This window comes from Actinomadura sediminis (genome assembly GCF_042675525.1).
GTDB lineage: Bacteria > Actinomycetota > Actinomycetes > Streptosporangiales > Streptosporangiaceae > Spirillospora > Spirillospora sediminis.
Genome location: NZ_JBHTJA010000083.1, coordinates 1 through 12,521, shown reverse-complemented (window position 1 = coordinate 12,521; position 12,521 = coordinate 1). Strand labels below are relative to the sequence as shown.

12 protein-coding genes are annotated in these 12,521 nt (G+C 74.7%); 7 read left to right on the top strand and 5 right to left on the bottom strand.

Annotated elements, in window-relative coordinates:
- The 6 genes from ACFQ11_RS28545 to ACFQ11_RS28520 all read left to right on the top strand — a co-directional run bounded on the left by ACFQ11_RS28545 (position 1) and on the right by ACFQ11_RS28520 (position 7,164).
- Entirely contained in the window at positions 1-927 is a 927-nt protein-coding gene (locus ACFQ11_RS28545) for an ABC transporter permease (RefSeq protein WP_378304157.1), read from the top strand.
- 22 nt (positions 928-949) lie between these two features.
- Positions 950-1,888 carry an ABC transporter permease gene (locus ACFQ11_RS28540; protein ID WP_378304154.1) on the top strand — a complete coding sequence of 313 codons (939 nt, stop codon included), beginning with the start codon at positions 950-952 and terminating at the stop codon, positions 1,886-1,888.
- A 22-nt stretch (positions 1,889-1,910) separates the two neighbouring features.
- A complete protein-coding gene (locus ACFQ11_RS28535) occupies positions 1,911-2,966 on the top strand; it encodes an ABC transporter ATP-binding protein (RefSeq protein WP_378304152.1) in 1,056 nt (351 codons plus the stop codon).
- Positions 2,938-4,047: an ABC transporter ATP-binding protein gene (locus ACFQ11_RS28530; RefSeq protein ID WP_449193618.1), complete on the top strand. Its 1,110-nt coding sequence runs from the start codon at positions 2,938-2,940 to the stop codon at positions 4,045-4,047. The genes ACFQ11_RS28535 and ACFQ11_RS28530 overlap by 29 nt, the downstream gene beginning before the upstream one ends.
- A gap of 60 nt (positions 4,048-4,107) precedes the next feature.
- Positions 4,108-4,965, top strand: a complete 858-nt coding sequence (locus tag ACFQ11_RS28525; protein WP_378304150.1) for a spermidine synthase — start codon at positions 4,108-4,110, stop codon at positions 4,963-4,965.
- A gap of 171 nt (positions 4,966-5,136) precedes the next feature.
- On the top strand, positions 5,137-7,164 hold the full coding sequence (locus ACFQ11_RS28520) for an ATP-binding SpoIIE family protein phosphatase (RefSeq protein ID WP_378304148.1): 2,028 nt from the start codon (positions 5,137-5,139) through the stop codon (positions 7,162-7,164).
- Positions 7,165-7,187: 23 nt separating this feature from the next.
- Here the strand turns inward: ACFQ11_RS28520 and ACFQ11_RS28515 are convergent, their stop codons facing one another.
- Positions 7,188-8,336, bottom strand: coding sequence for a hypothetical protein (locus ACFQ11_RS28515; RefSeq protein WP_378304145.1), 1,149 nt, complete (start codon positions 8,334-8,336; stop codon positions 7,188-7,190).
- 133 nt (positions 8,337-8,469) lie between these two features.
- Positions 8,470-9,615, bottom strand: coding sequence for an acyl-CoA dehydrogenase family protein (locus tag ACFQ11_RS28510; RefSeq protein ID WP_378304143.1), 1,146 nt, complete (start codon positions 9,613-9,615; stop codon positions 8,470-8,472).
- 76 nt (positions 9,616-9,691) lie between these two features.
- Between ACFQ11_RS28510 and ACFQ11_RS28505 the strand changes: the two genes are divergently transcribed.
- Positions 9,692-10,294, top strand: a complete 603-nt coding sequence (locus ACFQ11_RS28505) for a TetR family transcriptional regulator (RefSeq protein ID WP_378304141.1) — start codon at positions 9,692-9,694, stop codon at positions 10,292-10,294.
- 7 nt (positions 10,295-10,301) lie between these two features.
- Here the strand turns inward: ACFQ11_RS28505 and ACFQ11_RS28500 are convergent, their stop codons facing one another.
- From ACFQ11_RS28500 to ACFQ11_RS28490, 3 genes are all read right to left on the bottom strand, one after another.
- Positions 10,302-11,150 carry a DUF4253 domain-containing protein gene (locus ACFQ11_RS28500; RefSeq protein WP_378304139.1) on the bottom strand — a complete coding sequence of 283 codons (849 nt, stop codon included), beginning with the start codon at positions 11,148-11,150 and terminating at the stop codon, positions 10,302-10,304.
- A gap of 169 nt (positions 11,151-11,319) precedes the next feature.
- The gene (locus tag ACFQ11_RS28495; RefSeq protein ID WP_378304137.1) at positions 11,320-11,490 is read right to left on the bottom strand and encodes a hypothetical protein; all 171 of its coding nucleotides are present in this window, start codon (positions 11,488-11,490) and stop codon (positions 11,320-11,322) included.
- A gap of 68 nt (positions 11,491-11,558) precedes the next feature.
- Positions 11,559-12,521: ABC transporter permease (locus tag ACFQ11_RS28490; protein ID WP_378304135.1), on the bottom strand; the 963-nt coding region annotated here is incomplete at its 5' end.

Below are 12,521 nucleotides of genomic sequence, written 5' to 3'. Positions count from 1 at the left end.
ATGTGGAGGTACACGCTCCGGCGGATCCTGCAGGCCGTCCCGGTCTTCTTCGGCACGACGCTGCTCATCTACGCGATGGTGTTCGCGCTGCCCGGCGACCCGATCCAGGCCCTCGCGGGGAACAAGCCCGTCCCCGACAACGTCCTGCACACCCTGCGCGAGCGCTACAACCTCAACGACCCGCTGCTCGTCCAGTACGGCAAGTACATGTGGGGGCTCCTGCAGGGCGACCTGGGCGAGAACTACACCGGGCAGAGCGTGTCGGAGATGCTCGCGGGGCGCTGGCCGGTGACGGCGCGGCTCGCCGTCACCGCATGGATCTTCGAGCTGGTCGTCGGGATCGCGCTCGGCGTGTGGGCGGGCCTGCGCCGCGGCCGCCTCGCCGACACGCTCGTCCTCGGCGGGACGACCCTGGTGATCGCCGTCCCGGTGTTCGTGCTGGGCTACACCGCGCAGATCGTGTTCGGGCTGCACTGGCGGATCTTCCCGACCGCCGGGATCGACGAGGGCTGGCCGATGAGCTACCTGCTGCCCGGCATCGTCCTCGGCTCGTTCGGCCTGTCGTACGTCGCGCGGCTGACCCGGACGAGCCTCGCCGAGAACCTGCGCGCCGACTACGTCCGGACGGCCGGCGCGAAGGGGCTGACGCGGGCCCGGGTGATCGGCCGGCACACGCTGCGCAACTCGCTGATCCCCGTGGTGACCTACCTCGGCGTCGATTTCGGGGCGCTGATGGGCGGCGCGATCGTCACCGAGGGGATCTTCAACCTGCCCGGCATCGGCCAGCAGGTGTTCCAGTCGATCCAGCTCAAGGAGGGCCCGGTGGTGGTCGGCGCCGTCACCGTCCTGGTGCTGATCTTCCTGCTGGTCAACCTGCTCGTGGACCTGCTCTACGGGCTGCTCGACCCGCGGATCCGGTACGAGTGAGCGCGCACGAGAGGAGGAGCCCGTGACGACCGGCGAACGGGAGGCCGCGACGGAGGGGACCGCGGCGGCCGTCACCGCAGAGGCGGGCGGCGGCCCGCCGGGCGGCGACGCGGGCCGGGCGTCGCTGTGGGACGACGCGTGGCGCGACCTGCGGCGCCGCTGGGTGTTCTGGGGTTCGGCGGCGATCCTCGCCGTCGTCGCGGTGATGGCCGCGTTCCCGGGGCTGCTCACCGAACACGAGGCGAACCGGGGCTGCGACCCGAACGCCGCACGGCTCGGCCCGTCCGCCGGGCACTGGTTCGGCACCGACGGCGCGGGCTGCGACTACTTCGCGCACGTCGTGCACGGCGCCCGCCCGACGCTGCTGATCGGCGTCGCGGTGACGCTGTTCGCCTTCGTGATCGCGCTCGTGTTCGGGATGGTCGCCGGATACTACGGCGGCCTGCTCGACGCCGTCATCGCCCGGATCACCGACGTGTTCTTCGGGCTGCCGTTCGTGCTCGGCGCCACCGTCATCCTGGTCGCGTTCCCCGGGCACGGCGTCGGCGCGATGACGCTCGTGCTCGTGCTGCTCGGCTGGACGACGATGATCCGCATCATGCGGGCGCAGGTCATCGCCGTCCGGGACGCCGACTACGTGCAGGCGGCGCGGCTGCTCGGCGCGTCCGACGTCCGGATCATGGCGCGGCACGTGCTGCCGAACGCGATCGCGCCCGTGATCGTCGTCGCCACCCTCAACGTCGGCAACGTGATCGCGGGGGAGGCGACGCTCGACTTCCTCGGCGTCGGCCTGCAGTACCCGGAGGTGTCGTGGGGGCTCCAGCTCAACCATGCGCAGGACTCCTTCATCGCCCATCCGCACCTGCTGCTCTTCCCCGCCGTGTTCCTGTCGGCCACGGTGCTGGCCTTCCTGATGCTCGGCGACGCGGCCCGCGACGCCCTCGACCCGAAACTGCGGTGAGGCGATGAACGGGGACACCACCATGACCGGGGACACGACCACGAGATCGGACAAGGGCCCGGCGGGGGCGCCGGAGCCGGTGCCGCCGCTCCTCGAGGTGGAGGACCTGCACGTCGCCTTCCGCGTCCGGGGCCGGGAGGTGCGCGCGGTCAACGGCCTGTCGTACCGGCTCGGCGAGGGGGAGACGGTCGCGATCCTCGGCGAGTCCGGGTCGGGCAAGAGCGTCGCGGCGCAGGCCGTCATGGGCATCCTGGACGGCCCCGCCCGCGTCGAGCGCGGCTCGGTCCGGCTGCGCGGGGAGGAGCTGCTCGGGATGCCCGAGCGGCGGCGCCGCCGCTACCGCGGCGAACGCATCTCGATGATCTTCCAGGACGCGCTGACCGCGCTGAACCCGGTCTTCACCGTCGGCGACCAGATCGGCGAGATGTACCAGGTGCACCGCGGGATGCGGCGCAAGGAGGCCCGGGCGAAGGCGGTCGAGCTGATGGAGCGGGTGCGGATCCCGTCGGCCGCCGCGCGGCTCGGCGACCACCCGCACCGGTTCTCCGGCGGGATGCGCCAGCGCATCATGATCGCCATGGCGCTGGCGCTCGAACCGGACGTGCTGATCGCCGACGAGCCCACGACCGCGCTCGACGTCACCGTCCAGGCGCAGATCATGCGGCTGCTCGCCGGGCTCCGCGACGAGCTGCGCATGGGCATGGTGCTGATCACCCACGATCTCGGGGTCGTCGCGGGCGTCGCCGACCGGATCGTCGTCATGTACGCGGGATCGGTCGCCGAGGAGGCGCCCGCCCGGGAGCTGTACGCGCGGCCCGCCCACCCCTACACGCGCGGGCTGCTGGCCTCGGTGCCGCGGCTCGACCGGCGCGGCGGGCCGCTCACCCCGATCGGCGGGGCGCCGCCGAACCCGGCCGCGCTCCCGCCGGGCTGCCCGTTCCATCCCCGCTGCCCCCGCGCCGAGGCGCGCTGCGCCGTGGACCGGCCGCCGCCGGTCACGGTCGCGCCCGGGCACACCGCCGCCTGCCACTTCGCCGAGGAGGTCCACGGTGCCGCACCTGCCGGCCGGCCCCATTGACGATCCGGCCCGCGAACCGGCCGCCGCGAGTCCGGCCGCCGAGCCGATCCTGCGGGTCGAGGGCCTCGTCAAGCACTACCCCGTGACCCGCGGCGTCCTGGTCAAGCGGACGGTCGGCCGCGTCAAGGCCGTGGACGGCGTGGACCTGGAACTGCGGCCCGGCGAGACCCTCGGCGTCGTCGGCGAGTCCGGCTGCGGGAAGTCGACCCTCGCCCGGCTGCTGCTGGCCGCCGAGCGCCCCACCGCGGGCACCGTCCGCTTCGCCGGGCGGGACGTCTTCGCGCTGTCCCGCGCCGAGCTGCGGGCCCTCCGGCGCCGCATCCAGATGGTGCTCCAGGACCCGTACTCCTCCCTCAACCCCCGCATGACGGTCGGGGACATCGTCGGCGAGCCGTTCGCGATCCACCCGGACGCGGCCCCCAAGGGCGAGCGGCGCGCCCGCGTCGGCGAGCTGCTGGAGCTCGTCGGGCTCGACCCGGACCACGCCGACCGCTACCCGCACCAGTTCTCCGGCGGGCAGCGGCAGCGCGTCGGGATCGCCCGCGCCCTCGCGCTGCGCCCGGACGTGATCGTCTGCGACGAGCCGGTGTCCGCGCTCGACGTGTCCGTGCAGGCGCAGGTGATGAACCTGCTCGCCGAGCTGCAGCGCGAGCTGGGCCTCGCGTACGTGTTCATCGCGCACGACCTGGCGGCCGTCCGCCACATCTCCGACCGCATCGCCGTGATGTACCTGGGGAAGGTCGTCGAGACCGGCGACGAGGAGCGGGTCTACGAGCACGCGACGCACCCCTACACGCAGGCGCTGCTGTCCGCCGTCCCGGTGCCCGACCCGGACGCGCCCGGCTGGGCCGGCCGGATCGAGCTGGAGGGGGAGCCGCCGTCGCCGCTGGACCCGCCGTCCGGGTGCCGGTTCCGGACGCGCTGCCCGAAGGCGGCGGACGTCTGCGCGGAGCGGGAGCCCGCGCTGGAGCCCCGCGACGGGTCCGCCCACCCCAGCGCGTGCCACTTCGCCGCCGAGGCCGTGCCGGGGGACGGCCGGCTCGCGGATCCCCTCGCGGACCCGCTGGCGAAGGGGCCCTGAGCCTCCCCGCCGCGGCCCCGGCGCGGCCCCGGCGCGGCCGCGGGTCCGTAGGCTGGGGGCATGGCGCGCAAGGGCAGGGGTCCACGGCCGGAGACCCACACGATCGCCGGCGGCGAGGCGGAACTGCTGCGGGACGCCGACCGCGACGGCGGCTGGGTGCTGCTCGTGGGCGGAGTTCCCCAGTCCTACGTGGACCTGTCCGACCCGACCTACCTCGACTTCGAGTACATGCAGCTGATGGGCGCCGTCGTCGACGCGATCGCCCCGGCCGGGGAACCGCTCGACGCCGTCCACGTCGGCGGCGCCGGGTGCACGCTCCCGCGCTACGTCGCCGCGACCCGTCCCCGCTCCCGGCAGGTCGTGCTGGAACCGGACGGCGAGCTGGTGCGGCTCGTCCGGGAGCGGCTGCCGGTCAAGAACGTCCCGGGCCTGCGGATCCGGATCACCGACGGGCGGTCCGGGATCGCCGCGCTGCCCGACGCGGCCGACGACCTGGTGGTGATGGACGCGTTCGCCGAGGCGTCGATGCCGCTCGACCTCGCCACCCGCGAGTTCGTGCTCGACGCCGCCCGGGTGCTGCGGCCCGGCGGCGTCTACCTCGCCAACGTCGCCGACGGGTTCCGGCTGCCGTTCGCCCGCCGCGCGGCCGCCACGATCGCGTCGGTGTTCCGCCACACGCTGCTGATGGGCGACCCCGGGGTGCTGCGCGGCCGCCGGTTCGGCAACCTCATCGTGGCGGGGTCACGGGAGCCGCTGCCGGTCGCCGAGCTGACCCGCCGGGCCGCCGGGGGCATCGCCCGGGCGCGGCTGCTGGCGGGCGGCGAGCTGACCGCGTTCCGCTCCGGCGCGGCGCCGCTGCACGACGGCGAGCAGGTCGCCGTGCCCGTCCCGCCGCCGCAGGTCTTCGGGAAATCCTGACGGGATTCTCAAGGAGCCGAAAAAGTGACACGACGCATCGCGCCACGCTGAATTCCCCGCCCCAGGTCAGAACGGCCGCGGCGCCCGGAAGCCCCGTGCGGGCGGGGATTACGGGCCGTCCGGGTCGCGATATCGGCCGCATCCGGCGCCCCGATGTTCCATAATCGACCGATGGAGTCGTCCACCCGGATTCTGATTCTCGGCCTGGATTGGTCGGGGAGAATACTCCAGTTCGACCGGAACGCCGCCGCAGTTCTGTCCGCCGATCCGGACGGCCTGCTCGGCGCCGGGCTGGACGAGGTGATCCCCGGTGCGCGGGAGCCGCTGCTGGAGGCGGCCAAGGCCGGACGGGAGCGCACCGCGATGCTCGCCGTGGAGACGCCCGGGGGCGCCGTGCTCGACGCGGTCGTCACCGTGCACCCGATGAGCGGCGGCGCGCCCGACCTCGCCGCGCTCGCGGTGGTCAAGGTCCCGGTGCCGCTCGCGGACCGGTTCGTCGACCCGGCCGTGATCCGCCGGGCGCTGCTGGACGACGGCCTGCCCCGCGTCGGCTCCACCCTCGACCTCGAACTGCTCGCGCGCGGCCTCATGGACGTGCTCGTCCCGCACTTCTGCAACTCCGGCGCGCTGATGCTGCTGGAGAGCCACCTCGACGAGGAGGAGCCGCCCGCCGGGCCGGGCGGCCCCCCGCTGCGCCGGATGGCCATCGCGTTCGACGACGGCGACCCGTCCTGGGACGCCGCGTTCCCGACCGGCGAGACGATCGCCTACCCGGCCGGCACCCCGTACGCGCGGTGCGTCGAGTCCGGCAGGCCCGTCTTCGCCTCCTTCGACGACGAGGCCGCCCACGCCGCCGCCGAATGGCGCCGCCCGCCGGTCGCCGACCTGCTCAAGGGCGCGTCCATGCTGCTGCTGCCGATCACCTCCCCGGCCGGGGTGCTCGGCTTCTTCGTCTGCACCCGCAACGCCGCCCACCGCCCGTTCGACCCCTACGACGTCGAGATCGGCCACGCGTTCGCGGCCCGCGCGTCCACCTTCGTGGAGAACGCCCGCCGCTACTCGCGGGAGCGCGCGACCGCCCTCACGCTCCAGCGCAGCCTGCTGCCCACCGGCCTGTCGGCGCCGTCCACGGTCGAGGTCCACCACCGCTACCTGCCCGGCAGCCGGATGATCGAGGTGGGCGGCGACTGGTACGAGTCGATCGCGCTGCCCGGCGCCCGCGTCGCGCTCGTCGTCGGCGACGTGGCCGGGCACGGCGTCAAGGCGGCCGTCACCATGGGGCGGCTGCGCACCGCCATCCACACCCTCGCCGGGCTGGAGCTGCCGCCCGCCGAGGCGCTGGAACGGCTCGACGCGCTGATGAGCACCCTCGGCGAGCGCGAACCCCACTTCGCCACCTGCGCCTACGCCGTCTACGACGCGGTCAGCGGCCGGTGCGAGGTGGCCAGCGCCGGGCACCTGCCGCCGCTGCTCGTCCCGCCCGGCGGCGCCTCGACGTACCTGGACGTCCCGCCCGCGCCGCCGCTCGGCGTCGGCGGCGGCCCGATCGTCAGCCGCGAGTTCACCGTCGAGGACGGCACCCTGCTGTTCCTCTACACCGACGGCCTCGTCGAGAACCGCGCCCGCGACATCGACGACGGGCTCGCCGGGCTGCGCCGCATCCTCGGCCCCGGCGCCGCCGCCCGCCCGCTGGACGAGCTGTGCCAGGACGCGCTCGACGGCGTCTACGACGACCAGCACCGCGACGACATCGCCGTCCTCGTCGCGCGGCTGGCGCGCATCCCCGCGGACGACCACGCCTCCTGGGAGCTGCCCGCCGACCCGGCCGCCGTGCGCCGCGCGCGGGGCCTCGTCCGCGACCGGCTCGCCCGCTGGGGTCTGGACGAACTCGCGGACTCGACCGTCCTGCTGGCGTCCGAGCTGGTCACCAACGCGATCCGGCACGCCTCCGGACGGCTCGTGCTGCGCCTCGTCCGCGAGGGCGGGCTGGTCTGCGAGGTGTTCGACCGGTCCGACGGGCGTCCCCGCGTCCGCCATCACGGCGAGCCCGCGGGCGGCGAAGGGGAGCCCGCGGGCGAGGGCGGCGGCACGGCCGACACCGGCCGCGGCCTGCACGTCGTCGGGCGGCTGGCGAGCCGCTGGGGCGTCCGGCGCACTCCCGGCGGCAAGGCGGTCTGGTGCGAGCAGGAGCTGCCGTAGGGGACGGCGGCGGGCGCGGAGCCTCAGCGCAGCACCGAGATGTGCAGGTGGTCGTAGTGGTTCTGGGTGATGCTGCCGCGGTCCTCCATCGGCCGCCACCCCTCCCCGGCGCGGGCGACGTTCCAGATGCGCTGCCGCCAGATCACGTAGGACACGCCGAGCCGCTCGGCGTTCGCGACCGTGTACGCCGCGACCTGGTCGCCGTGCCGCCGCGCCGACGCGCTCGGCAGCCGGCCGCCGGCGGTCTGCATGAAGTCGCAGGCGCGGCCGTCCGCGTGGTCCTGCGCGTCGGCCCCGAAGCGGAAGCAGCCGATGGTCGGGAACGGGCCGAACACCGAGTTGAGCTCCAGCAGCAGCGTCCGCATCGTGGGCGTCATCCGGTTGCCGGTGATCGGCGTGCTGTCGCCGCTCGCGCCGTCCGGACGCCCCGTCACCCGCGGCCGGTCGCGTCCGCCCTCGCCCTCCGGCGCCCGCTCGGCGGCCCGCAGCCGCGCGACCTTCACGCCGTCCGGCAGCACCTTCTTCAGCCGCCCGGCGAGCTTCCCGAGGTCGGCCTTCGGGGCGCTCACCACGAGCGCGTTGCCGCTCGGCAGCCCGAGGGCCCGCGCCTGCTCCCGGGAGACGACGGCGTCGACGTCCTCGATCCCGAGCGACGCGTACGCGCCGACCCGCACCCGGCCGTCCGCCGCGCTGCGGCCCGCCGGGACGACCGTGCCCAGCGGGAACGTGCGGTCGCGGCCGAGCTCGAACGACACCGCCATGCCGCCGGAGGCGACCGTCCGCCACAGCTGGTCGGACTCGGCCGTCCGGCGCGGCGTGAACGCCCGGAACGCCGACGGGTCGACCCCGAGCAGCCCGAGCCGCCGCCCGCCGACCTCGGCGTTCGCGGCGTCCACGACGGTGACGCCGGTGACGCCCTTGAGGTCCCGGGTCCGCTCGACGGCGGCGCCCGGCAGCGCCGCCTCCCCGGCGATCAGCAGGTCGGCGGTGCGGCGCTCGGTGAGCGGCGCGACGACGGGAGGCGGCGGTGCCGCGCCCTGCGCGACCGACACCAGGTTCCCGGGCGCGGACGGCGTCGCGGGCCGCGCCGGCTCCTCCAGGTGGCCCGACAGCAGCAGCGCGACGTCGATCACGAGCGTGGCGCCGACGGCCGCCCCGACGATCGCGGGCAACGCCCTGCCCCCACGCCGCATCGAGGCCCCCGTCCCGTCGAGCATTCCGGGCGGATCCGTCCCTCCCGCCCGTTCCTCCGCCGCATCGTAGGGGAGCGGGCGTCCGGACGGAACCGCCCTCCGCGGCGGTGCCCTAGAGGCCGGCGTCGCGCCCGATGATCTCCTTCATGATCTCGTTGGTGCCCGCCCAGATGCGGGTGACCCGGGCGTCCATCCACGCCCGCGCGACCCGGTACTCCCGCATGTAGCCGTAACCGCCGAAGAGCTGCACGCAGCCGTCGATGATCTGGTTCTGCACGTCCGACGACCAGTACTTGGCCTTGGACGCGTCCACCGCTGTCAGCTCCCCGGCGACGTGCGCCGCGAGGCACTGGTCGACGAACGCCTGCGCGACGTCCAGCTTGGTGATGAGCTCGGCGACCAGGAACTTGTTGTGCTGGAAGGCGCCGATCGGCTGCCCGAACGCCTTGCGCTCCCTGACGTACTCGATCGTCTCGTCGAGGACGCCGCGCGCGTGCGCCACGTTCGCGATCGCGCACGACAGCCGTTCCTGCGGGAGCCGCTCCATCATGTGGACGAAACCCCGGTTCAGCTCGCCGATCACGTGCGAGTCCGGGACGCGGACGTTCTCGAAGAACAGCTCGGAGGTGTCGGCCTCGGGCTGCCCGACCTTGTCGAGCTTGGCGCCTCGGCCGAACCCGGGCGTCCCGGCCTCCACGCCGAACAGCGTGATGCCCTTGGCGCCGCGCTCGGGGTCGGTCTTCGCCGCGACGATCACCAGATCGGCGTGGCCGCCGTTGGTGATGAACGTCTTCGACCCGTTGAGCACCCAGGAGTCCCCGTCGCGCACCGCGGTCGTCTTCAGCGCGGCCAGGTCCGACCCGCCGGACGGCTCGGTCATCCCGATCGCGGTGATCGTCTCGCCGCTGCAGAAGCCCGGCAGCCACTTCTTCTTCGCCTCGTCGGTCGCCAGCTCGAGCAGGTAGGGGGCGCAGATGTCGATGTGGATGCTGACGATCGAGTTGTAGGCGACCGCGACCCGGGCCAGCTCCTCGCCGATCACCGCGTTGAAGCGGAAGTCGCCCGCGTCCTGCCCGCCGTGCTCCTCGGGCACCTGCATGCCGAGGAAGCCCTGCCGCCCGGCCTCCAGCCACACCTCGCGCCTGAGCATCCGCTCATTGCGGATGTCCTCGTCGAGAGGGAGGAGCGTCCGCTCGACGAACTCCCTCACGGACTCCCTGAACAGCTCGTGGTCGGTGTCGAAGACGGTACGCCGCATGCGGATCCTCCTGGAATTGGCCGAGAAGGGCGGAAAGGTGCGGTCAGTCTACTGAGCGGTCGCTTAGGATCGCCGCATGGGCTCCGACATGTGGGACGCGGTCGCGCCGGACGCGTCGCGGCGGCTGCTGCGCGCGGCCGTCGACTCCTTCGGCGAGCTGGGATACCACGGCACGTCCACCCGGCACATCGCCGCCGGGGCGGGCATGAGCGCGGGCGCCCTGTACGTGCACTACCGCACGAAGGCCGACCTGCTGTTCCAGATCGCGCTGACGGTGCACGAGTCGGTCCTGGCGGAACTGGAGGGCGCCGTGGACGGCGTCGAGGGGCCGCCCGCGCGGGTGCGGGCCCTGATGTACGCGTTCGCGTGCTGGCACGCCCGCCACCACCGCGCCGCCCGCGTCATCCAGAACGAGCTGGGCGCCCTCGAGCCGCCGCACGCCGAGCGGATCGCGGCGCTGCGCCGCCGCGTGCGCGCGCTCGTCCGCGACGAGGTGCGGGCCGGCGCGGCGGCGGGCGCGTTCGACGTCGCGGACGTCGAGGGCACCGCCCGCGCCATGGCGTCACTGGCCATCGACGTGTGCCGCTGGTACCGGCCCGGCGGCGCGCGCACCCCCGAGGACGTCGGCGCCCTGACGGCCCACCTGTGCCTGCGGATGCTGGGCGCCCGTCCGTCCTAGCCGGGCGTCAGTCCCACCAGAACGACCACCAGGTCCTGCCGCGGATCTCCTCGGCGTACCCGGCGAGGGTGCCGGGGCCCTGGAACAGGATGTCCGGGCAGAACGCCCAGTGCTCGGCCGCCACGTGCACGGCGTGCCGCGTCGTGACGGGCGGCGCCGCGACGCTGAGCTCGAGCGTGTTGAACCCGAGGCCGATCACGCGGGCGCCGAACCGGTCCTCCCAGGAGCGCAGGACGGCGGCGAGCGGCGCGATCCACTCGTTGTGGTTCAGGGCGCCCTGCCAGCCCACGGCGGCGACGGCGTCGGCGCCCCGCTCGACGGCCGCCAGCCCCAGGGACGGCGCCCGCGCGGCGATCGTCCGGGCGTGCCGGTCGGCGATCACGCCGGGGTCGTCCAGCAGGGTGCCGGGCGGGGCGGGGCCCGGGCACTGCCGGCCGAACGGCGCGAGATCGTCGTGGTCGTCGCCGACGGCCTGGTCGACGTAGTCGGTCCAGACCTCGTACATGAACGCGTGGGGGACGTAGTTGCCGATCTCGGAGACCGGCTCCGGCGCGATCTGCCCCGCGGCCCACGGCTGGTCGGACTCGTCCAGCAGCAGCGGCCACAGCCCCGAGCGCTCGTGCTCGGCGCGCAGCCTGGCCCACAGGACCCCGTCGACGGGGTCGTCGCTCAGCCAGAACGCGGGCCGCATGAGGTGCTGCCGCTGCGGATAGCCGGGGTCGGGCCACACCACGTCCCCCTCGGGCAGCGGCACCGCCAGTGTCCGCTCGGCCCCGCCGTCCGCCTGGCCGCCGGCCTCGTCGGCGAACAGCTGCGGCAGGTTGCCCGGCAGGTGCCGGACCTCGACATCATCCATTTCACGCCGTTCCGGTACAGAGCATGCCAACGGGATCTTGGCACTCCGTGATGGTAACGGCGACCGGGGCCGTTCGTGGGCGGGCCGCCGGGTTCGGTCCCGGCGGCCCGCCCGTGGACTCCGCGCGCCGCCGTCGCGGCCACCGGCGATCCGCTCCCGCGGAAGCGGGTCAGCGGGCGCGGCGGCCCCGCACCAGGTAGTCGATCACGAGGGCTATCGCCGCGACGCCGGTGACGACGCCGATGGCGATCTCGTACCAGGTGTCCTGCAGGGTGACGCTGGTGGCGACGTTGGCGGCGACCAGGAGCGCGACGAGCGTCCAGCGGGCGGTGTTTCCCATGGCGGGAGTCCTTTCAGGTGAGGGGACGGAAATCGTGGGGCGGGGGTCGTGGTTCAGCGGGTCGTGGTTCAGTGGATCGTGGGGGACGCGCGGCGGCGCAGCATCGCGCGCGCCGGGAGCATGACGGCGGCGGCGCCGGAACCGGCGACGCCGAGCACGATCGCGGCGGCGGCGACGGGCGACACCGCGGGCAGCGGAAGGCCGATGACCGCGAGCGCGAACGCCAGCAGCGTCACCGTGGCGATGAGCGCGCCGACGAGCACGCCGGTGCCGACGACGATCAGCGTCTCCAGCCGCAGCGCCCGCAGCACCTGCCGCCGGGTCGCGCCCACCAGGCGAAGCAGGGCGAACTCGCGGCGCCGCGCGGCCGTCGCGAGGGCCAGTGTGGTGACGAGGCCGATGACGACGAACCCGCCGATCGCCGCGACGGCGACGACGCCGACGAAACCCTGGAGGCGCGCCTCCCGCGACACCCGCGCGCCGAACGCGGCGGAGTCGACCGCCCGGACGCCGGTGTGCGCGGCGGTGACGCCCCGCAGGTCGGCGCCGCCCTCCGTGCGGAGGAGGACGTGGTCGTCGAGCGGGGTGGCCGTGTGCCCGGCGACGAGGTCGCGGGGGAGCAGGACGTCCCCGAAGCCGTGGCCGCGCTCGTAGATGGCGACGACGCGGGGTTCGACGCGCGTGCCGTCCCCGAGCCACAGCTCCGCCGTGGACCCGACCTCCAGCCCGCCCGCGACGTCCGCGCTGAGCGCGACGGCCGTGCCGTGCAGGTCGCGGAGTTCCCCGTCGGACACGCCGGGGTCGATCGTCGCGGCGACGTCGCCGCCCACGCCGCGGGCGCCCAGCGGCCGGAGCGTCTCCTCGCCCAGCTCCCGCACCGGCATGAGGACGGTCGTGCGCTTCACCGGCACGGCGGCGACGACGCCCGGCGCCCGGCGGGCCGCCGCGGCGACGCCGCGCGGCAGTCCCGGGCCGTCCGCCACCAGCACGCGGTCGGCGCGGACGCCCGCCTCCGCCTGCTCGTGCGTCGC

Excerpts from the sequence above, each read along its gene's own strand:
- ACFQ11_RS28545 (WP_378304157.1), top strand. The coding sequence starts at position 1 with ATGTGGAGGTACACGCTCCGGCGGATCCTGCAGGCCGTCCCGGTCTTC.
- ACFQ11_RS28535 (WP_378304152.1), top strand. The coding sequence starts at position 1,911 with ATGACCGGGGACACGACCACGAGATCGGACAAGGGCCCGGCGGGGGCG.
- ACFQ11_RS28525 (WP_378304150.1), top strand. The coding sequence starts at position 4,108 with ATGGCGCGCAAGGGCAGGGGTCCACGGCCGGAGACCCACACGATCGCC.
- ACFQ11_RS28520 (WP_378304148.1), top strand. The coding sequence starts at position 5,137 with ATGGAGTCGTCCACCCGGATTCTGATTCTCGGCCTGGATTGGTCGGGG.
- ACFQ11_RS28510 (WP_378304143.1), bottom strand. The coding sequence starts at position 9,615 with ATGCGGCGTACCGTCTTCGACACCGACCACGAGCTGTTCAGGGAGTCC.
- ACFQ11_RS28505 (WP_378304141.1), top strand. The coding sequence starts at position 9,692 with ATGGGCTCCGACATGTGGGACGCGGTCGCGCCGGACGCGTCGCGGCGG.
- ACFQ11_RS28500 (WP_378304139.1), bottom strand. The coding sequence starts at position 11,150 with ATGGATGATGTCGAGGTCCGGCACCTGCCGGGCAACCTGCCGCAGCTG.
- ACFQ11_RS28495 (WP_378304137.1), bottom strand. The coding sequence starts at position 11,490 with ATGGGAAACACCGCCCGCTGGACGCTCGTCGCGCTCCTGGTCGCCGCC.